The organism is Pelomonas sp. Root1444, from assembly GCF_001426885.1.
In the GTDB taxonomy this organism is placed as follows: Bacteria; Pseudomonadota; Gammaproteobacteria; order Burkholderiales; family Burkholderiaceae_C; genus Pelomonas.
Map to the genome: position 1 here is coordinate 17,577 of NZ_LMFP01000012.1, position 19,673 is coordinate 37,249.

Genomic DNA, 19,673 nt, shown 5'->3' on the forward strand with positions numbered 1-19,673 from the left:
TTCAGAATCCGTGCACTTCGTTGACCGGGAAGGTCTTGGCCTTCACCTCGTCGACATAGCCCTTCACCGCCGCCAGCACCGAGTCCTTGCCCGCCATGAAGTCCTTGACGAAGCGCGGCTTGCGGCCCGGCGTGATGTTGAGCATGTCGTGCAGCACCAGCACCTGGCCCGAGGTGCCCACGCCCGCGCCGATGCCGATGACGGGCACGGGCGACGCGGCGGTGATCTCGGCGGCCAGCGCGGCCGGCACCATCTCGTACAGCAGCATCGCGGCGCCGGCCTCGACCAGCTCCATCGACTCGCGCTTCATGCGCGCCGCGCCGGCCTCGTCGCGGCCCTGCACCTTGAAGCCGCCCAGCGCGTTCACCGTCTGCGGCGTGAAGCCCAGGTGGGCACAGACCGGGATGCCGCGCTCGCTGATGAAGCGCACGGTCTCGACCGTCCAGCCGCCGCCTTCGAGCTTGACCATGTGCGCGCCCGCCTTGACCAGCGCGGCCGCGCTCTTCCAGGCCTCTTCCTTGCTGACGTGATAACTGTCGAAGGGCAGGTCGGCAATGATCCAGGCCCATTTGTGGCCGCGCGACACGCAGAACGTGTGATAGACCATGTCCTCCAGGCTGACGGGGGCCGTGGAACCGCGGCCCTGCAGCACGTTGCCCAGGGAATCGCCGATCAGCAGGATGTCGACACCGGCTTCGTCCAGCAGGCTGGCGAAGGCCGCGTCGTAGCAGGTCAGCATGGCGATCTTCTCGCCGCTGGCATGCATCTGCGCGAGGCGCGGCAGGGTCATCGGCTTGCGATCTGTCATGGCAGAGTCCTCGGTGAAAACCCTGGGGCGGCCCCCGGAGCGGGCGCAGTGTAGCGTTCGGCCCTATGACCCTGACTGAACTGCGCTACATCGTCGCCGTCGCCCGCGAGCGGCATTTCGGCCGGGCGGCCGAGGCCTGCTTCGTGTCGCAGCCGACGCTGTCGGTCGCGATCAAGAAGCTCGAGGAAGAACTGGACCTGAAGATCTTCGAGCGCGGCGGCAGCGAGGTCTCGGTGACGCCGCTGGGCGAGGAGATCGTGCGGCAGGCGCAGTCGGTGCTGGACCAGGCCGGCGCCATCAAGGAGATCGCCAAGCGCGGCAAGGACCCGCTGGCCGGCGCGCTGCGCCTGGGCATCATCTACACGATCGGGCCCTACCTGCTGCCCGAGCTGGTCAAGCACACCATCGAGCTGTATCCGCAGATGCCGCTGATGCTGCAGGAGAACTTCACCGTGAAGCTGCTGGAGATGCTGCGCACCGGCGAGCTGGACTGCGCCATCATGGCCGAGCCCTTTCCCGACGCCGGCCTGGCCACGGCCCAGCTCTACGACGAGCCCTTCGTCGTCGCGCTGCCGGCCTCGCATCCGCTGGCCGACCGCGCCACCATCTCCGCCGAGGAGCTCAAGCGCGAGACCATGCTGCTGCTCGGCACCGGCCATTGCTTCCGCGACCATGTGCTGGAGGTCTGCCCCGAGTTCGCGCGCTTCTCCAGCGACGCCGAGGGCATACGCCGCAGCTTCGAAGGCTCGTCGCTGGAGACCATCAAACACATGGTCGCCTCCGGCATGGGCGTGACCGTGGTGCCGCAGCTGTCGGTGCCGCGCGAGAAGTCGGCGCACCTGCGCTTCGTGCCCTTCAGCGACCCCATCCCGACGCGCCGCGTGGTGCTGGCCTGGCGCCGCAGCTTCACCCGCTACGAGGCCATCGCGGCGCTGCGCAATGCCATCTACGCCTGCCAGCTGAACGGAGTGACGCGGCTGAGCTGACACGCCCATCGCGGCGATGCCCCCTTGAACGCGGGGCCGCGCCGAACACCAGGTTCGGCGGTGTCCGCCCAAGCGGCCCTATGCTGCGCGCCGCCCTCGCCGCTGCCCCCCGCTTGCTCACCGCCAAGGAACTCAACTTGAAGCCTACGTTCACCACCCTCGCCGCCGCCGCGGCCCTGCTGGCCGCCGCCGGCGCCCAGGCCGGCCCGGCCACCCTCTCCGGCAACCACGGCGACCTGGCCTGGACGGCGCAGAGCAGCATCGTCGGCGCGACCTCGACCGCCGCCATCACGGGTGGCGGCAACCCGCTCTACCAGGCGCCGCGCTCGCAATACAGCGGCGTGGCCACGCTGATCATGGACTACGGCAGCGCCGGCGCGTTCATCTGCTCCGGCACGCTGCTGCCCAACCAGCGCTCCATCCTGACCGCCGCCCATTGCGTCAGCAACGGCACGTCGGCCCGGCCACTCAGCACCTCCGTGTACTTCTATACCGGCAGCGACGCCGACAACCTCACCTGGAGCCAGCCGACGTTCAGCTACGGCGTCAGCAACTACTTCGTGCAGTCGGCCTACACCGGCAAGGTCTTCGACCAGAACGACATCGCCGTGCTGACGCTGGACAGCTTCGTCGATTCGAGCGTCAAGACCTTCGGGTTGTACGGCGGCGATGACCTGACCGGCCTGGAATACAACATCGCCGGCTATGGTGGCCGCTCCGAGGTGGGCGGCGCCGTCGGCACCAACCTCGGCACGGGCCTGCTGCGCCAGGGCACCAACCGCTATGAGTACCGCCTGGGCGACGCCGCCTTCGGCGGCATCTGGGACGACATCCTGGGCGTCCCTGCCAGCCAGATCGAATACACCTACGTGTCCGACTTCGACAACGGCACGCTGAACAACGACGCCGGCTGCCGCGTCGCCGTCGCAGGCCTGGGCTTGGCGCCTTCGGCGAAGTTCTGCAACACCGGCACCGGTGCGCGCGAGGTTTCGAGCGCAGGCGGCGATTCGGGCGGCCCGGAATTCGTCGACGGCCTGGTCGCCTCCGTGACGTCCTTCGGCGTGACTTTCGGCACCGGCTTCGGCGACGCCGCGCAAGGCCTGAACAGCAGCTTCGGTGAGTTCAACGGCTTCGTCCCTGTCAGCATTCACCGCGACTTCATCAATGCGGCGCTCGCCACGGTGCCCGAGCCGGGCAGCTTCGCGCTCGCCGGCCTGAGCCTGCTGCTGCTCGGCGCCTCGCGCCGCAAGCGCCAGCGCTGAGGCCCTGCCGCACCCGCCACAAGCCACCTTCCGGTGGCTTTTTTCGTTTGGCAACACCGCGGCTGGGCCGGGCGTGGATGCTGCGCCGCAGCAATGGTCTACTTCGCGCATCGCTTCACTCGCGCCCGCGCGCACCTTCGCCATGAGCCAACTTCCCGTCGACACCCAAGCTGGCGCCATCCATCTCGTCGGCGGCGAGAAAGGCGGCGTCGGCAAGTCGCTGCTGTCGCGCCTGCTGGCGCAATACATGATCGACCGCGGCATTCCCTTCACCGGCTTCGACACCGACCGCTCGCACGGCGCGCTGCTGCGCTTCTATGCGGACTACGCGTCGCCCGCGCTGGTGGACAACTTCGCGGCGCTGGACGCCATCGTCGAAAGCGCGCTGGCCGAGCCGGGCCGGCGCGTGCTGGTGGACCTGGCCGCGCAGACGCACGAGCCGCTGGCGCGCTGGATGGACGAGTCCGGCGTGCTCGACCTGGCCGCCGAGGCCGGCGTGGCCGTGCAGTACTGGCATGTGATGGACGCCGGGCGCGACTCGGTGGACCTGCTGGCCCGCCTGCTCGACCGCTTCGGCGACCGGCTGCGCTACGTGCTGGTGCTCAACCAGCTGCGCGGCGACGACTTCTCGCAGCTGGAGCGCTCCGGCCAGCTGGCCCGCGCCCAGGCGCTCGGCGCGCGCACGATGGCGCTGAAGCACCTGCAGGACGTGGTGCTGCGCAAGATCGACGCGGCCGACGCCAGCTTCTGGTCGGCCCGCACCGCCTCCAGCAGCGAAGGCGCCAGGCTGGGGCTGCTGGAGCGCCAGCGCCTGCGCGTGTGGCTGGCCCATGTCGAGGGCGAGTTCGAGCGGCTGGGCGTGTAGAAGCCATCGACATGCAGCGCTCGGGCCCGATCCGTTAGGCTCGCGCGGTCTCAAATTTCGGAGCTGTCCATGGCCAAGAAACCCACCCCCCCGTCCATCAGCATCGGCATCGGCGACAAGGACCGCGCCGCCATCGCCGCAGGCCTGTCCAAGCTGCTGGCCGAGACCTACACGCTGTACCTGACCACGCACAACTTCCACTGGAACGTCACCGGGCCGATGTTCAACAGCCTGCATGCGATGTTCATGGCCCAGTACACCGAGCTGTGGACGGCGGTGGACCCGATCGCCGAGCGCATCCGCTCGCTGGGCCATCCGGCGCCCGGCAGCTACGGCCAGTTCGCCAAGCTCAGCGGCCTGCCCGACGCGCCCGCCGCGCCGCCCAAGGCGATGGAGATGGTGCGCATCCTGAAGGAAGGCCACGAAGCCGTCGCCCGCACGGCCCGCCAGCTGTTCCCGGCCGTCGAGAAGGCCAGCGACGAGCCCACGGCCGACCTGCTGACCCAGCGCATCACCGTGCACGAGCAGACGGCGTGGATGCTGCGGAGCCTGCTGGAGGAGTGAACGGCGCTGGTGTCGGTTTTCGACACCTCGTGCAAGCGTGGCGACCGTTCGCCCCGTCGACCCGCAGGCCGGCCTCCGCGGTCCTAGTCTGCGTGCGGGCCGATCCTGGCCCGTCACGGGAGATCGATCGATGAAAACCTCTGCCATCGTCGCCGCCATTGGCGTGGGCGTACTCGCCACGGCCCTGGCCAAGCCCACTGGCCTGCCCGCCGGCTGGATGCAGACCGGCGATGCACAGACCTGCGAAGGCCAGGTCGTGTCGGTGAAAAGCGCCCCAAGCGCCAACGTCTTCAGCCTGGACTGCAAACCCGGCACCGCCGGCTTCTCGACTTTGATGCAGCAGGTCGCGGCCACCGACTACGCTGGCAAGCGCGTGCGTCTGAGCGCCCAGCTCCGCGCCGACCAACTCGCCGCCTGGGGCGGCCTGTGGATGCGCGCCGACAGTGGCCAGAAGCCCACAGCCTTCGACAACATGTACGACCGGCCCCTGCGCGGCAGCTTCGGCTGGCAGCAGGCCGAGGTGGTGCTCGACATCCCCGCCGACGCCACCGCGCTCAGCTTCGGCTTCCTGCTCAACGGCGCCGGCCAGCTGCAGGCCACGCAGTTCCGGCTCGAGGTCGTGTCGAACGCCGTCGCACCCACCGGCGGAACCGGTGCACCGGTGCTGCCTCGCCAGCCCAGCCACCTGACCCCGCCTTGAGCCACGCCGCGCCCACGCTGGCCAGCGACCTGGCCCAGGCACTCGGCGAGGAAGGCGTGGGCTGGCAACGCCCGACGCCGCTGCTGGCCGGCGCGCTGTTGTTCGGTCTGGCGGCGGTGTGGCTGCGTGCGCACCCGGCCTGGGCGCTGTCGCTGGGGCTGTGGCTGGGCCACGCGGCCAGCGACGGCGTCTGCGGGTTGTTCGCCCGGCGTCGGGCCACCCTGCTCGTCCTGCCGCTGGCGCTGCTGCTCGGCGCGGCGCTGGGCTGGGTCGTCGAGCAGGCGCTGGTGCTCGACGCGATGACGGCGGCCGAACGCCTCACCCGCGTCTGGTTGCACCTCGGCTTCGGCGCGGCCATGCTGGGCCTGCCACTGCTGCAAGGCCTGCGCCGGCTGCGTGCCGTGCGCCGTGTGGAGCAGGAGCGCGCCCGGCTGCGTGCCGAACTGCAGATGCTGCAGGCGCAGATCGAGCCGCACTTCCTGTTCAACACGCTGGCGACGCTGCGCAGCTTCGTGCGCCAGGGGTCGGCGCGTGCGCTGCCGCTGCTGGACGCCGTCAGCGGCCTGCTGGAAACCACGCTCGACCGGGTGCGCCAAGCGGAGGATTCGACACTGGGCCAGGAGTGCCAGGTCGTCGAGCACTACCTGGCGATCATGGCGCTGCGCCTGGGCGAGCGGCTGAGCTACCGCGTCGACGTCGACGCCGAGCTGCACGACCTGCCCCTGCCGCCGTTGATGCTGCAGCCGCTGGTGGAGAACGCCATCCAGCACGGCATCGAGCCCAGCGAGAGCGGCGGGCAGGTGCTGGTGCAAGCCGAGCGGGGCGGCGACCGGTTGCGGCTCAAGGTCGTCAACAGCGGTTGCGCGCTGACCACCGACACACCCACAGGCCACGGCCTGGCGCTGGTCAACCTGCGTCAGCGCCTGCATGCTCTGCACGGTGACCATGCCGGCCTGAGCCTCGCCACCAACGCTGCCGGCCAGACCGAAGCCACGCTCACCCTGCCCATGCCATGACCACCGCCCTCCTCGCCGACGACGAACCCCAGCTGCTCGAAGAACTGCAGCAACTGCTGGCCCAGGCCTGGCCCGAGCTGGAGGTCGTCGCGCTGGCCCGCAACGGCACCGAGGCGCGCCGGCTGCTGGATGAGCTGCGCCCCGACGTCGCCTTCCTCGACATCCGCATGCCCGGCATCGACGGCCTCGCCCTGGCTCCGCTGGCGCCGGCCCGCACGCGCCTCGTGTTCGTGACGGCCCACGCCGAGCACGCGCTGGCTGCCTTCGAGCACGCGGCGGTCGACTACCTGCACAAGCCCGTCACGCCCGCGCGGCTGGCGGCCACCGTGCAGCGGCTGCAGGCAGCGGCTGCGCCGCGTGCCGAGCTGCGCTTCCTGCAGGCCTGGACGGGCAACACGATGAAGCTGCTGGATGTGGGCCAACTCGCCGCGCTGCGTTCGGAGCTGCGCCACACGCGGGTGCTCAGCCAGGGCGGCGAGAACCTGCTGCTGCGCACCTCGCTGGGCGAACTGATGGAGCAGTTGGACCCACAGCTGTTCTGGCAGATCCACCGCGGCTCGGTCGTCAACGCGGGGGCCATCGAGCGCATCGAACGGCGCGACGACGGCGAACTGTGGGTGCACCTGCGCGGCGTGGCGCAGGCCCTGCCGGTCAGCCGCGCGCATCGTGGCCGCTTTCGCGGCATGTAGACGACGGTCAGTGCTCGGCCGGGCCGAAGCCATTGCGCCATGCGACGCGGCACACATGCCGCGAAATAGTTCGCGCTGACGCCAAGCGCGCGCTGGCCGCGACCGCCGCGGTGCGCCGCTCCGTCAGCAGAATCCGGAGGCGCGCCGTGCCCGCAGCGGGTCGCGATGTGCCGCAGCCGCAGCCGGCACTCACGCGCGCGTTCCGGTTTTCGCTCGAGGGAGATTTGATGTTCAACCGAATCCTGCCGTTCGCGTTGGTCTGCGCGTTGGGGAGTTACGTTCCCGTGGCAGCCGCCCAGCAGCAGACCGCCGAGGGCGCCCAGCGCTTTCTGGCGCTACTGGCGAAGGATGGCCATCTCAACGTCGGGTTGCCCGACAAGAACGGCGCATTGATGTCGGTCCAGGGCACGCGCAAGACAACCTATCGCTGGCAGAACAAGGGCGTACCGGACAACAGCCGGCCGGGCCCCTACGACGACACCAGCGCGCCGGTCACCGCGCCGCTCAAGTGGTTGTTGGTCATCCGCAAGCTGGAGGGCATGAACGAGAGCGCCAACGCCGATGCCTGCACGACACGCGCCGAAACCACCACCACGGAAAAACTTGGCAGCACGTCGAGCGACAGCCACTGGTTGACGAAAGAGACCTTCTTCAACGTCGAGCGGCTCTGGTACCAGACGACGATCACGGACGAATACGAAGACCCGGCCGTCAAGTACGCTGGCCCGCACTTCTTCGCGTGGGGCCGGGCCGTGATCTCCCGCGCCGCCAACGGTCGGATCACGGCGCGTGCGCCGGGCCTGAAATTCAATACGGAACTCGTCTTCCTCGGGGACATGGTCAAGGATCCCGACCTGGCCGACCGGGTCGAGTACGCGATGAAGTTCCTGAAGGCGAGTTGCGACAAGACCGCGGCGACCGGGTTCTGAATGATGCGCCACGAATTGACCCTGTTCGGCAGCATGTTGCTGGCGCTGCTGTCCCTGCCGCTGTCGTCCGCCGCGCAAACGGCCGCACCCGAGGCCGCCTCGGCCCCGGCCATCGAGGCCCCCCGCACGCTGAGCGAGCAAGACCTGGCCCGGCTGCGCCGCAGCGTGCAGAACAGCAAGGTCCGCGCCGTTGAAGAAGCGCGCCAGGCCGAGCTTCAGCGCCAGGAGCAGGCCCGCCAGGCCGAGATCCAGCGCCGCCAGATGGAGGCCCAGGCGGCGCGCCAGGCCGAGGAGGATGCACGGGCCGACGCCGAATTCGAGGCCGACCGCGCCCGCAAGGCCGCGCAGTTCAATGCGCAGAAGGCCCCCAGCGAGCGCGCGTTAGCCAACTCGCTGCAACGGCTGAACAACACGGTGAACCAGGTCCAGGTTCAGCAGGCCCAGCAGGTGGAACGCCAGCGCCAGCAGGCCGAGACGCAGCAGCGCACGGAACGCCAGCGCCAGGTGGAGCTGATCAACCAGGCCAACCAGCGCCAGGACCAGGAGGCCGCGCGCCTGGCCGCGCAGCGCCAGCAGTCCGAGCAGAAGCGTGCCGACGCACAGGCGGCCGAGCGCACGCAGGCGCAGCGCCGGCGCGACGAGCAGTTCCGCCAGGACGTGGCCGCCGAACGCGCGCGCCAGGAGGCGCAGCAGCGGCAGGCCGTCGCGCCTGCGGCAGCGGGCCCCGCGACGACGATGGCCAGCCCCACCCGCCCCGTGGCCGCCCTGCCAGCGGCCAACGCCGGCGGCAGCGCCTGCCGGGTCACGCAGCCCAAGCTGGACGACACCACGGTCACCTCCATGGGCGAAGCCGGCGGCATCGCCAAGCTGCGCGAAAGGGCGGCGAGCACCTGCAAGTCATACACCGGCAGCGAGGCCTTCTCGGCCGACACGCAATGCAGGGCGGACGGTCCCTACGTCCATCACTGCTCGCTGAAGGGCCAATGCTCGGGCGAGTACCGCATCTGTGGCCCTGAGCAGTGAGGCGCTGACAGGCCGCCGAGCGGCGCCGCGGATAATCCCGGGTTATCCCAGGTCCCGCCCATGTCCGAATCCACTGCTTCTCGCATCGAGACCGAAGTCCGCCGCCGCCGCACCTTCGCCATCATCAGCCACCCCGACGCGGGCAAGACCACGCTGACCGAGAAGCTGCTGCTGTTCTCCGGCGCCATCCAGATCGCCGGCTCGGTGAAGGCGCGCAAGGCCAGCCGGCATGCCACGTCGGACTGGATGGAGATCGAGAAGCAGCGCGGCATCTCGGTGGCCTCGTCGGTCATGCAGATGGAGTACCGCGACTGCGTCATCAACCTGCTGGACACCCCGGGCCACCAGGACTTCTCGGAAGACACCTACCGCGTGCTGACCGCCGTGGATGCGGCGCTGATGGTCATCGACGCGGCCAACGGCGTCGAGCCGCAGACGCGCCGCCTGCTGCAGGTCTGCCGCGCCCGCAACACGCCCATCCTGACCTTCGTCAACAAGATGGACCGCGAGGTGAAGGACCCGCTGGCGCTGATGGACGAGATCGAGGCCGAGCTGGGCATGACCGTCGTGCCGTTCACGTGGCCGGTCGGCATGGGCAAGCAGTTCCACGGCGTGATGGACCTGCGCCAGCAGCGCATGCGCGTGTTCGCCCCCGGCGAGGACCGCGCCGCCGGCACCGAGGAAGTGCTGGAGGGGCTGGACAACCCCGCCTACGCCGAGCGCTTCGGCATGCAGTACGACCAGGCCAAAGGCGAGATCGAGCTGGTGCGTGACGCCGCCCCGGCGTTCGACCGCGACGGGTTCCTGAGCGGCAAGCAGACGCCGATGTTCTTCGGCTCCGCCGTCAACAACTTCGGCGTGCAGGAGGTGCTGGATGCGCTGGTGGAGCTGGCGCCCGCGCCGGATTCGCGCCAGGCCATGCAGCGCACCGTGCTGCCCGAGGAGCCGAAGTTCACGGGCGTCGTCTTCAAGATCCAGGCCAACATGGACCCGGCGCACCGCGACCGCATCGCCTTCGTGCGCGTGGCCTCCGGCCGCTTCGAGCGGGGCATGAACCTGAAGGTCGTGCGCTCCGGCAAGACGCTGCGCCCCAACAGCGTGGTGACCTTCATGAGCCAGAAGCGCGAGCTGCTGGACGAGGCCTTTGCCGGCGACATCATCGGCATCCCCAACCACGGCGTGCTGCAGCTGGGCGACACCATCACCGAAGGCGAGGCGCTGCAATACACCGGCCTGCCGTTCTTCGCGCCGGAGATGTTCCGCGCCGTCGAAGTGGCCGACCCGCTGAAGACCAAGCAGCTGCGCGCCGGCTTGACACAGCTGGGCGAGGAAGGCGCCATCCAGGTGTTCCGCCCGATCGCCGGCAGCGTGCTGCTGCTGGGCGCGGTGGGCCAGCTGCAGTTCGAAGTGGTCGCGCACCGGCTGGAGCACGAGTACGGCTGCAAGGCGCGCATCATGCCCAGCCGCTTCCAGGTGGCGCGTTGGGTCACCTGCGACGACGCGGCCGAGCTCAAGCGCTTCATCGACGCCAACGACCACCGCATGGCCTACGACGCGGTCGACGCGCCGACGGTGCTGGTGGAGTACGCGCCGGAGCTGCGCGCCATCGAGGCCAACTGGCCCAAGATCAGGTTCCACGCGTTGCGTGAGCACGCGGGGCTGGTGTTCCAGCAAAGGCTGGACGGCTGAGCGGCGCCGTGCCGCTGCGCATGGCCCGCTAAGGCCGCCCGCGTTCCAGCGCCACCTTGAGGCCCAGCCCGACGAGCGCACCGCCGGCCAGTTGCTGGAAGCGCTTGAACAGCGTCGGCCGGCCGACGATCCATCGGCGGGCGCGGCCGCCCAGCGCGGCGGTGCAGAGGTTGACCGCCGTGCCGGACACGATGGACACCAGGCCCAGCAAGAGCGCCTGCTGGCCCGGGCGGCCGCGGGCCGGGTCGATGAACTGCGGCAGCACGGCCAGAAAGAAGATCGCGATCTTGGGGTTGAACAGGTTGGAGACGGCGCCCTGCGCGAACGGCGATGTCCAGCGGCTGCGGGGCGGCGCCGCGCCCAGCGACGCCGGCCGGCGCAGCATCTGCCAGCCCAGCCAGGCCAGGTAGGCGGCGCCGGCCAGCTTCACGGCAACGAAGGCGGTGGGCACCGCCGCCAGCATGGCCGTGAGGCCCAGCGCCGCCGCGGCGACATGCACTAGGGCCGCGCAGGCAATGCCCGCGCAAACCAGCGCTCCGGCCCGCGTGCCGCGCGACACGGAATTCGACAGGATGCACAGGACGTCGGGCCCCGGAATGAGCGCGAAGCTCATGTTGAGCAGCGTGAAGGCGAGCAGGACGGCGGGGTCGATCATGGGCACTCCGGGTGGCGGGCCGCAAGGCTAAGCCCAGCGAGGGTCAGGTTCTGGCAGCAGCACCCGTGCCGGATGCCGCGCGTTCAGCGTTCGAAACCTTGCGGCGCCATGGCATGGCCTCCCGGCTCCCTTACATTGCGGCGCAGCGTTCCACCACCCGCTCGCCCGCTCCGCATGCCTGCACCCGCCTCCCGTCCCTGCCCCTCCTGCGGCGATGCCCTGCAAGTGCATGCGCTGCCCGCCCAGTACGGCGGCAACGTGGAGATCGACTTCTGCTTCGGCTGCCATGGCCTCTGGTTCGACCAGATGGAAAACCTCAAGCTGTCGCCGGCGGCGGTGGCCACGGTGTTCAAGGAGATGCACCGGCACCGCGAGACACCGCACCAGCCGCTGGCCGGCACGCTGAGGTGCCCGCAATGCCGCGACCGCCTGGTGCAGGGCTTCGACCTCGTGCGCAGCGGCCGCTACATCACGCACCGCTGCGCCCGCCAGCACGGCCGCTTCAGCAGCTTTTCGTCCTTCATGATCGAGAAGGGCTTCGTGCGGCAGCTGACGAAGCCGGAGATCGCGGAGATCGCCGCCAAGGTGGGCGTCATCCACTGCAGCAGTTGCGGCGCGCCGGTGGACTTGCGCCGGGAGGACGCCTGCTCCCACTGCCGCTCGGCGCTGTCGCTGCTGGATCCGCAGGCGGTCGAGAAGGCCTTGCAGGCTTATGCCAGCGCGCCGGCGCGGCCGACGCCTGCCGCCGGTGGCCACGAACTGGCCGATGCGCTCGTCGCGATGGCCCGGGAGCGTTCGCGGACCGAGCGGGAGGCCGGAGCGACGGGCCATGGCCTGCCCATCCGCGGCATCCTCGCCGTGGACCTGCTCAGCGTCGGGCTCGGACTGGTGGCCCGACTGTGGGACGACTGATACGGCGCAATTTCAGCGCAGCCGCTTCGCGTAGTTGTCCCGCACCTCGCGGCTGATGTACGTGGACAAGCCCTGGCCGGCGCGCGCCAGGCGCTTCATCTCGGTGACGTGGGCGCGGCCCGGCCGCTCCAGGTCGTAGACATAGACCGCGCCGTCGACGAACTGCACGGCGATGCCGCGCGGGCCGGTGGCGAAGGCGACGACCCCGGACTCCCCGTTGCGGTTGGCATAACGCTGCAGCTTCACGCCGCGGTTCGGCAAGCGGCATGCCGGCATTGCCTTGCGGCCATGGGCGGCGATTCGGGCGACGCGCTGCGATGATGCGCACCTTTCCTCCGCCAGCCCCTTCGAGACGATGCGCCACCGCCTTGTTGTTTCCCTCGTTGCAGCCCTGGGCTGCGCCCTCGCCCACGCCCAAAGCCCCCAGCTGGAGACCGTGGTCGACGGCCTCAAGACGCCATGGGGCCTGGCCTTCCTGCCCGACGGCCAGTTCCTCGTCACTGAGCGCGACGGCACCCTGCGCACCGCCAAGGCCGGCGGCAAGCCCAGCGCGCCCATCCAGGGCGTGCCGGCCGTCGACGCGCAAGGCCAGGGCGGCCTGCTGGACGTCATCACCGACAGCGACTTCGCGCGCAACCGCGCCGTCTACTTTTGCTTCAGCGAGCCAAGCGCGGACAAGAAGACCAACGGCACGGCGCTGGCCCGTGCCAAGCTCAGCGAGGACAACAAGCGCCTGACCGACGTGAAGGTCATCTTCAGCCAGCAGCCCAAGATGGACAGCAAGCTGCACTTCGGCTGCCGCATCGCCGAGGCGCCGGACGGCAAGCTCTTCCTCAGCCTGGGCGAGCGCTTCAAGGGCATGCAGAGCGCGCAGACGCTGGACAACCACTTCGGCAAGATCGTGCGCGTCGGCAAGGACGGCAGCGTGCCGGCCGACAACCCCTTCGCGAAGACGGCAGGCGCCCTGCCGGAGATCTGGAGCTACGGCCATCGCAACTCGCAAGGCCTGACCGTCGACGCGCAGGGGCGGCTGTGGGAGCACGAGCACGGCCCGCAGGGCGGCGACGAGCTCAACCTCATCACGCCCAAGCTGAACTACGGCTGGCCGGTCATCACCTACGGCGAGAACTACGGCGGCGGCAAGATCGGCGAAGGCATCGCGGCCAAGGCCGGCATGGAGCAGCCGATCGTCAAATGGGTGCCGTCGATCGCGCCCTCCGGCCTGGTGCGGCTGAAGAGCGCCAAGTACGGCCCCGCCTGGCAGGGCAGCTTCTTCATCGGCTCGCTGAAGTTCGGCCACCTGGAGCGGGTGAAGCTCGATGCGGACAACCGGCCGGCGGAGCAGGAGAAGCTGTTCGCCGACGCGGGCCGCATGCGCGACGTGCGCGAGGGCCCGGACGGGCTGTTGTACCTCGTGCTGGAAGGCCACGGCCGCATCGTGCGGGTCAAGCCGACGGCGCCCTGAGCCTGCCCGGCCGCGCTGCGCTGGCTCCTGGGCGCGTCTCGCGCAACCGGCGGCGTCGGGAGACGCCGCTACGCAAAAAGCCGTGTGGGCTGCCGGCGCGTGCTGTGTTGGAATCCGCGGCGTTTTCGGCACCGCCGCAGCGGGCCGGCGCTCAGGGAGAGACACGATGAAGCGAATCACGACCACGCTGCTTGGGCTGTTTGCGGGCCTTGCCGCGCAAGCCGCCCCGCTGACCGCGGCCGAGCTACCGCCCGCCGCGCGCGACTGGCTGCCCTGGGCCCAGCAAGGCCAGCCGCCGCTGGGCTGCCCCACGCTGCATGACGCGGCCGACCCGGCCGCCTGCGTCTGGCCCGGGCGCTTGCAGCTCAGCGCCGGGCCGCGTGACGCCGGCTTCAGGCTGGACGTGCAGGTCTTCGGCGCACCGGCCCGCGTGGCGCTGCCCGGCGAGGCCGGCGCCTGGCCGCAGGACGTCAAGGCCGGCGGCAGGCCGCTGCCCGTCACCGAGGCCGACGGCCACCCCGCCGTGTGGCTCGCGCCCGGCACGCATGTCGTGGAAGGCCGCATCACCTGGGCGCAGATGCCGCAGAACCTGGCCGTCCCCCCCGGGCTGGGCGCCATCGTCGTGAGCAGCGACGGCGCCACGCAGGCCCGCGCGCCGGACGGCGACGGGCGGCTGTGGCTGCGCGCCGTCGCCAACCCCGAGGAGGCCAGCGACAGTGTCAGTGTGCAGACCGTGCGGCTCGTCGACGATGACCTGCCCCTGACGGTCACCACCGCCTACGAGCTGCGCGTGGCCGGCCGCGCCCGCGTGGTGGAGCTGCCGCTGGCCCTGCTGCCGGGGCTGCGCGCGATGCAGCTGGACAGCCCGCTGCCCGCGCGGCTGGCCGAGGACGGCCGCCTTGTCGTGCAGGCGCGGCCCGGGGCCTGGCGCATCGAGCTGCGCGCGCGGCTGAACGCGCCGGTGCAAGCCCTGACCCTGCCGAAGACCGCCGCCGACGAGGAGGTGTGGGCCGTCAAGGCCGCGCCGGCACTGCGGCTGATCCGCCCGGAAGGCCCGGCCAGCGTGGACCCACGCCAGGTCGAGATGCCCGAGGCCTGGCGCGCGCTGCCGGCCTTTCGCGTGAAGCCCGGCGAGACGCTGAAGCTGACCGAGCTGCAGCGCGGCAATGCCAAGCCGGCGCCCGACGCGCTGACGCTGACGCGCCGGCTCTGGCTGGACTTCGACGGCCGGGGCCTGACGGCCAGCGACCACTTCGACGGCCAGCTCTCCGCCAGCTCGCGCCTGGCGATGGCCGCGCCGGGCCAGCTCGGCCGCGCCGCGCTCGCCGGCGAGGACCAGCCCATCACCCGCCTGGCCAGCGACGGCCCGGCCGGCTTCGAGCTGCGCCAGCGCGCCGCCCGCATCGATGCCGACAGCCGCTGGCCGCGCGACGGTGCCCTGCCCGCCAGCGGCTGGGGTACCAGCGTCGACCAGCTCAGCGCCACGCTGCAGCTGCCGCCCGGCTGGCGGCTGCTGCATGCGCAAGGCCCCAGCCGCGCGGACGGCGCCTGGGTGTCGATGTGGACGCTGTGGGACTTCTTCTTCGTGCTGCTCGCGGCGCTGGCCGCCTACCGGCTGCTGGGCTGGCGCACCGGCGTGCTGGTCGGCGTGGCCTTGGCGTTGACGTGGCACACGCCGGGCAGCCCGCCGGCGGCGCTGTGGTTCGGCCTGCTGGCGCTGACGGCGCTGGCGCGGGTGCTGCCGGCGGGGCGGGCGCAGGCGGGCTTCGCGCGCGGCCGCCTGGCGGTGGCCGTGCTGCTGGCGCTGGTGCTGCTGCCGTTCGCGGTGGACCAGGTGCGGGAGTCGATCTACCCCAGCCTGGAGCAAGGCGGCATGCTGATGGCCGAAAGTGCCGAACCCGCGGCCGCGCCCAGTCCGGCCGCCGCGCCGCCGCCCGAATTGCAGGTGGACGCGCCGCCCGCCCAGGAGCGCAAGACGGCCGCGCCGATGGTGGAGAAGGTGGCGCCGCGCTACGCCAGCAGCGACCTCTCCCGCGTCGACCCCGGCGCCCGCGTGCAGACCGGCCCCGGTTTGCCGAACTGGACGTGGCGCGCGCATCAACTGACGTGGAGCGGCCCGGTGACGCCCGAGGAGACGCTGAACCTGTGGCTGCTGCCGCCCTGGGCGACCGCGCTGCTCAAGCTGATCGGCCTGGCGCTGCTCGCCCTGGCCCTGGCCGCTGTCGCCGGCTGGAAGCCGCCGCGCCTGCCCCGCATGCCGCGCGTGGCCGCCAGCGCGGCGGCGGCGCTGCTGATGGCGCTGGCCCTGACGCCACAACCGAGCGAAGCCCAGGCCGCGGCCTGGCCCAGCGACGAGCAGCTCAAGGCCTTGCACGGCAAGCTGGCCGCGCCGCCGGACTGCCTGCCCCAATGCGCTGCGCTGGCGCGGCTGCTCGTCAGCGCCTCGGGCTCGGCCGTGCAGCTGCGTGCCGAGATCCATGCGCAGGCGCTGGTCGCCGTGCCGCTGCCGGGCCAGGGCACCGGCTGGCAGCCCGGCAGCGTCACGCTGGACGGCCAGCCGGCCGCGACACGGCGCGACGAGCAGGGCCAGCTCTGGGCCGCGGTGCCGGCCGGCGTGCACCAGCTGGTGCTGGCCGCGGATGTGGGCAGCGCCAGCGGCCTGGACATTGCGCTGCCCCTGCCGCCGCGCGCGCTGCAGGCCGACCTGAAGGGCTGGACGCTGGCGGGCCTGGACCCGCGCGGCCAGAGCACCGGTGCCATCACGCTGAGCCGCGCAGCCGTGGCCGGCAGCACGCGCGGGGAAGATGCCGGCACCCAGCGCGACGCGCTGCCACCGCTGGTGCGGGTGGACCGCCGCCTGGAGCTGGGCCTGCGCTGGCAGGTGCAGACACGCATCGAGCGCCTGGCGCCCAGCCGCGCGCCGCTGCGCGTGCGCTGGGCCCTGCTGCCGGGCGAGGCCGTGGGCGACGCGCGCGTGACGGTGGAGGACGCCGGTGACACCAGGACAGCCAGCCTGCAGCTGGGCGGCGAGGAAGCGGCCGACGTGTCGAGCATCCTGCAGCCTCGCGAGGCGCTGGTGCTGCAGGCCGGCAAGGAGCCGAACCAGGTCGAACGCTGGACGCTGGCCGCCTCGCCGCAATGGCATGTCGAGGCCAGCGGCTTGGCGGCGACGGCGCTGCAGCAGGGCGGCGAATGGCTGCCCGAGTGGCGGCCCTGGCCGGGCGAGACGCTCAAACTGGGCGTCAGCAAGCCGGCCGGCGTCGCCGGCCAGACGCTGACGCTGGACAGCGCACAGACCGAGGTGACGCCCGGCGAGCGCAGCACCGACATGCAGCTCGGCCTGACGCTGCGCAGCAGCCTGGGCGGCCCGCACACCCTCAAGCTGCCAGCCGGTGCGGAGCTGCTGGGCGTGACCATCAACGGCGCGACGCTGGCCCTGCAGCTGCGCGACGGCGCACTGACGCTGCCGTTGACGCCGGGCGAACAGCGCATCGCCATCCGCTGGCGTGAGCCGCAGGGCATGGGCGCCTGGTGGCGCCACGAGGGCCTGGCCCTGGGCCTGCCCGGCGTCAACGACATGCTGCAGCTCAACGTGCCGCAGGACCGCATCGTGCTCGCCGTCGGCGGCCCGTTGATCGGCCCGGCGGTGCTGATCTGGGGCGTGCTCGTCGTCGTGCTGGTGCTGGCCTGGTTCGCGCCCCGGCTCTTCGCGCCGGGCCAGCCGGGCGTGATGGGCAGGCCGGCGTGGTTGATCCTGGCTTTGGGCGTGGCGCCGGTGTCGATGTGGGCGCTGGCGGTGCTGGCCGGCTGGTTCGGCGTGCTGGAGGCGCGGCGCCGCTGCGGCGGGCACGGCCGGCGCTGGCTGCGCATCGCCGTGCAGCTGGGGCTGGTGCTGTGGACGCTGTTCGCCATCGGCGCGCTGCTGGACGTGCTGCGCACCGGCCTGCTGGGCTACCCGGACCTGCTCGTCGCCGGGCCGGGCTCCAGCAGCCATCTGCTGAGCTGGACGGCCGACCGCTTCACCGAGCGCACCGCCAGCGCCTGGGTTTTCAGCGCACCGGTCTGGCTGTACCGCGCGCTGATGCTGGGCTGGGCGCTGTGGCTGGCGGCGTCGCTGCTGAAGTGGGTGACGTGGGCGTGGCGCTGCTTCAGTGAGGGTGGCGCTTGGCCGGAGAAGGCGGCGGTGATTGCCAAGCCTGAGGCAGGGCAGGTGCAGGGGTGACCGTCATTCGACAGCCGCAGACTCGTGCTCCGTGTGCCGGTCAGGCTCCGTGGTGCGGAGGATTTCGTTCAGAACGGATGTGGCGTAAGTCCCGGCGGGCAAAGAGAACGTGAGCACCAGTTGATGGGCTTGCGGCCATTCCCATGACATGTCCACCGGCGTGACCACCAGCGCGCGGCGCTCCTGATCCAGCCCGGCGTGTTCCATGCCATCGCACAAGGCGGCGTGACGTCCGGCCACACCGTTCTCCAGGGCCTGCGCTTGCTCGGTGGTGGTCACGCGGCCCCGTCCCCAGAGCGGTCCGGTGGGCCGGCCCGCCTCGTCCATGACGTCGCCGGGCAGGGCCCTGCCCCACAGGCCCTGCTGGATTCGCAGCGCCAGCACTTCATTGAAGACGAAGGAGCGCACCGCCGACAGGTAGATGCCCTTCTTCNTTGCGCACACGGATTTCGCGCGCCAGCATGGCCCGGCCCTCCTCGACGTTGCCGCCCTCGAAGCCGAAACGCTGAGCGCCAAAATAGTTGGGCACGCCCTGTGACGCCACGGCCTGGAGGTTGGCCTCGACGGCCTTCATCGCATCGGGGTCGCCGGTCACGTCACGCAGCACGATGCGGAATCGGTTGCCCTGCAGATCACCCGGGCGCAGCTTCTTCACGTGGCGGCTCTGGCTCAGTACCTTGAACTCGGGGTGCTGAAGCTGCGTCAGGTCGGGCGTCTCGCCCTTAGGTAGATAGATGCTGAACCACTGGCGGGTGACGGCGTAGCGGTCCTTGAGGCCGGCATAGCCCACGTCCCTGTCCTGCACGCCGGCGGCGTCGGCCAGCTGCTGGGCGACGAAGGCGGTGTTGGCACCGTTCTTCTCGACGTCCAGCCAGATGTGTTCGCCCTCACCGGAGGGCAGCTGCAGCGGCAGTTCGGTCACGGTGAAATCCTCGTTGAGGCTTTTCAGCGTGGCGCTGGCGCCGCTGGCCGGATAGGCGTTGGGCCACTGCGGCAGGGTCGTGTAGTGAGCGTCGGGCATGGGCAGTCTGATGGCACCGGCAGTAGAGGGGGCAGGCTGTCTGGCCGACCGGGGCAGTCGGGCGGTGATTCTCTCGCTACCCGTATGCCTCGGCGGGCGTCGACGGATACGCCTTCCATGGGGACCGTTGCGCGCTACGACAGGCGGCGTCCGGGCGCGACTTCAACTCGTGGACCCGGCCAGAAAAGGGCGAGTGGTGGGCGGTGCCAATAGCCGTGCAAGGCTGGTTGGAATCTTTCGCGCAATTTGCGAGCCGCTGATTTCGACCCGAAGCAGCAATAGCACTAAGGCCGATAGGCCGCCCCAAAACTGACGTTCAACGTTTGACGTAAGGGGCGGCCGCAAGTGGGCGAAGCCCGCTTGTGGACGTCCCCTTGACGGATGGGTTAGACGGCTGGGTGGCGAGCGCGCTCATGTATTGGTACTCAGAGCACCTGGCCAACACGCAGCAGATTGCCATCTTCGTCGACAACGGCGAACTCCCTCATGCCCCACGGCTTGTTTTCGATGGCATCCATGCGAGGACTGCCTCGCTTGGGCAGACCTGCTGCCAAGAATGCTTTGTACAAGGGCTCGACATCGGCGACCCTCAGGTAGCAGCCCGCCCAAGACTCGGCTGGCACCAACTCGGCATGAAGAAAGAAGTGAAGCTCAAGATCGCCCCGAGTGAGGATGGCATAGGCATCACCAACGATTTCGCCCTCAAATCCAAGGCGTCCATAGAACGCCAAGGTGCTTGGCAGTGACCTACTTGGAAGGATTGGAATAGCGAGATCGTTGGACTTCATAGGTGGTGAATGTGCCGTCTAACGAGGCTGTCCAAAAACCCAAAAATTCCAGTCGCCCCCGCGAAGCGGCCCGCTTGGA

General features: G+C 70.6%; 17 protein-coding genes and 1 pseudogene. 14 read left to right on the forward strand and 4 right to left on the reverse strand.

Annotation, left to right across the window (positions count from 1 at the left end):
- Position 1: 1 nt before the first annotated feature.
- The gene (gene panB, locus ASD35_RS13435) at positions 2-808 is read right to left on the reverse strand and encodes a 3-methyl-2-oxobutanoate hydroxymethyltransferase (RefSeq protein ID WP_056875459.1); all 807 of its coding nucleotides are present in this window, start codon (positions 806-808) and stop codon (positions 2-4) included.
- Positions 809-873: 65 nt separating this feature from the next.
- On the opposite strand from panB, the gene ASD35_RS13440 reads away from it, so the two are divergent.
- The 10 genes from ASD35_RS13440 to ASD35_RS13485 all read left to right on the forward strand — a co-directional run bounded on the left by ASD35_RS13440 (position 874) and on the right by ASD35_RS13485 (position 10,531).
- Positions 874-1,794, forward strand: coding sequence for a hydrogen peroxide-inducible genes activator (locus tag ASD35_RS13440; protein ID WP_056875460.1), 921 nt, complete (start codon positions 874-876; stop codon positions 1,792-1,794).
- A gap of 137 nt (positions 1,795-1,931) precedes the next feature.
- A complete protein-coding gene (locus ASD35_RS13445) occupies positions 1,932-3,056 on the forward strand; it encodes a trypsin-like serine protease (protein WP_157275544.1) in 1,125 nt (374 codons plus the stop codon).
- A 142-nt stretch (positions 3,057-3,198) separates the two neighbouring features.
- The gene (locus tag ASD35_RS13450) at positions 3,199-3,921 is read left to right on the forward strand and encodes a hypothetical protein (RefSeq protein WP_056875462.1); all 723 of its coding nucleotides are present in this window, start codon (positions 3,199-3,201) and stop codon (positions 3,919-3,921) included.
- 69 nt (positions 3,922-3,990) lie between these two features.
- On the forward strand, positions 3,991-4,485 hold the full coding sequence (locus ASD35_RS13455) for a Dps family protein (RefSeq protein WP_056875463.1): 495 nt from the start codon (positions 3,991-3,993) through the stop codon (positions 4,483-4,485).
- Positions 4,486-4,615: 130 nt separating this feature from the next.
- The gene (locus ASD35_RS13460) at positions 4,616-5,185 is read left to right on the forward strand and encodes a hypothetical protein (protein ID WP_056875464.1); all 570 of its coding nucleotides are present in this window, start codon (positions 4,616-4,618) and stop codon (positions 5,183-5,185) included.
- Positions 5,182-6,201: a sensor histidine kinase gene (locus ASD35_RS13465; protein ID WP_056875465.1), complete on the forward strand. Its 1,020-nt coding sequence runs from the start codon at positions 5,182-5,184 to the stop codon at positions 6,199-6,201. Before ASD35_RS13460 ends, ASD35_RS13465 begins: the two co-directional genes overlap by 4 nt.
- Positions 6,198-6,890 carry a LytTR family DNA-binding domain-containing protein gene (locus tag ASD35_RS13470; protein ID WP_056875466.1) on the forward strand — a complete coding sequence of 231 codons (693 nt, stop codon included), beginning with the start codon at positions 6,198-6,200 and terminating at the stop codon, positions 6,888-6,890. Before ASD35_RS13465 ends, ASD35_RS13470 begins: the two co-directional genes overlap by 4 nt.
- Positions 6,891-7,036: 146 nt before the next feature.
- Positions 7,037-7,819 carry a hypothetical protein gene (locus ASD35_RS13475; protein ID WP_162254460.1) on the forward strand — a complete coding sequence of 261 codons (783 nt, stop codon included), beginning with the start codon at positions 7,037-7,039 and terminating at the stop codon, positions 7,817-7,819.
- A 3-nt stretch (positions 7,820-7,822) separates the two neighbouring features.
- Positions 7,823-8,842, forward strand: coding sequence for a hypothetical protein (locus tag ASD35_RS13480; RefSeq protein WP_157275546.1), 1,020 nt, complete (start codon positions 7,823-7,825; stop codon positions 8,840-8,842).
- A 60-nt stretch (positions 8,843-8,902) separates the two neighbouring features.
- Positions 8,903-10,531, forward strand: a complete 1,629-nt coding sequence (locus tag ASD35_RS13485) for a peptide chain release factor 3 (RefSeq protein ID WP_056875469.1) — start codon at positions 8,903-8,905, stop codon at positions 10,529-10,531.
- 28 nt (positions 10,532-10,559) lie between these two features.
- Here ASD35_RS13485 and ASD35_RS13490 read toward each other — a convergent pair whose 3' ends face one another.
- Positions 10,560-11,186, reverse strand: coding sequence for a LysE family translocator (locus ASD35_RS13490; RefSeq protein WP_056875470.1), 627 nt, complete (start codon positions 11,184-11,186; stop codon positions 10,560-10,562).
- Positions 11,187-11,360: 174 nt separating this feature from the next.
- On the opposite strand from ASD35_RS13490, the gene ASD35_RS13495 reads away from it, so the two are divergent.
- Complete coding sequence (locus ASD35_RS13495; RefSeq protein WP_082580138.1) at positions 11,361-12,098, forward strand: zf-TFIIB domain-containing protein; 738 nt, start codon at positions 11,361-11,363, stop codon at positions 12,096-12,098.
- Positions 12,099-12,110: 12 nt separating this feature from the next.
- Here ASD35_RS13495 and ASD35_RS13500 read toward each other — a convergent pair whose 3' ends face one another.
- Entirely contained in the window at positions 12,111-12,344 is a 234-nt protein-coding gene (locus ASD35_RS13500; protein WP_310345472.1) for a hypothetical protein, read from the reverse strand.
- 109 nt (positions 12,345-12,453) lie between these two features.
- Here ASD35_RS13500 and ASD35_RS13505 point away from each other — a divergent pair, with 109 nt between their 5' ends.
- Together ASD35_RS13505 and ASD35_RS13510 are read left to right on the forward strand one after the other, a co-directional pair.
- Entirely contained in the window at positions 12,454-13,563 is a 1,110-nt protein-coding gene (locus tag ASD35_RS13505; RefSeq protein ID WP_056875471.1) for a PQQ-dependent sugar dehydrogenase, read from the forward strand.
- A 166-nt stretch (positions 13,564-13,729) separates the two neighbouring features.
- On the forward strand, positions 13,730-17,785 hold the full coding sequence (locus ASD35_RS13510; protein WP_056875472.1) for a hypothetical protein: 4,056 nt from the start codon (positions 13,730-13,732) through the stop codon (positions 17,783-17,785).
- Between the two features lie 434 nt (positions 17,786-18,219).
- Here ASD35_RS13510 and truD read toward each other — a convergent pair.
- Positions 18,220-18,806: pseudogene (gene truD / locus ASD35_RS28565) on the reverse strand (tRNA pseudouridine(13) synthase TruD); the annotation flags it as partial.
- Positions 18,807-19,168: 362 nt separating this feature from the next.
- On the opposite strand from truD, the gene ASD35_RS27810 reads away from it, so the two are divergent.
- The gene (locus tag ASD35_RS27810; protein WP_157275548.1) at positions 19,169-19,552 is read left to right on the forward strand and encodes a hypothetical protein; all 384 of its coding nucleotides are present in this window, start codon (positions 19,169-19,171) and stop codon (positions 19,550-19,552) included.
- Positions 19,553-19,673: the final 121 nt, after the last annotated feature.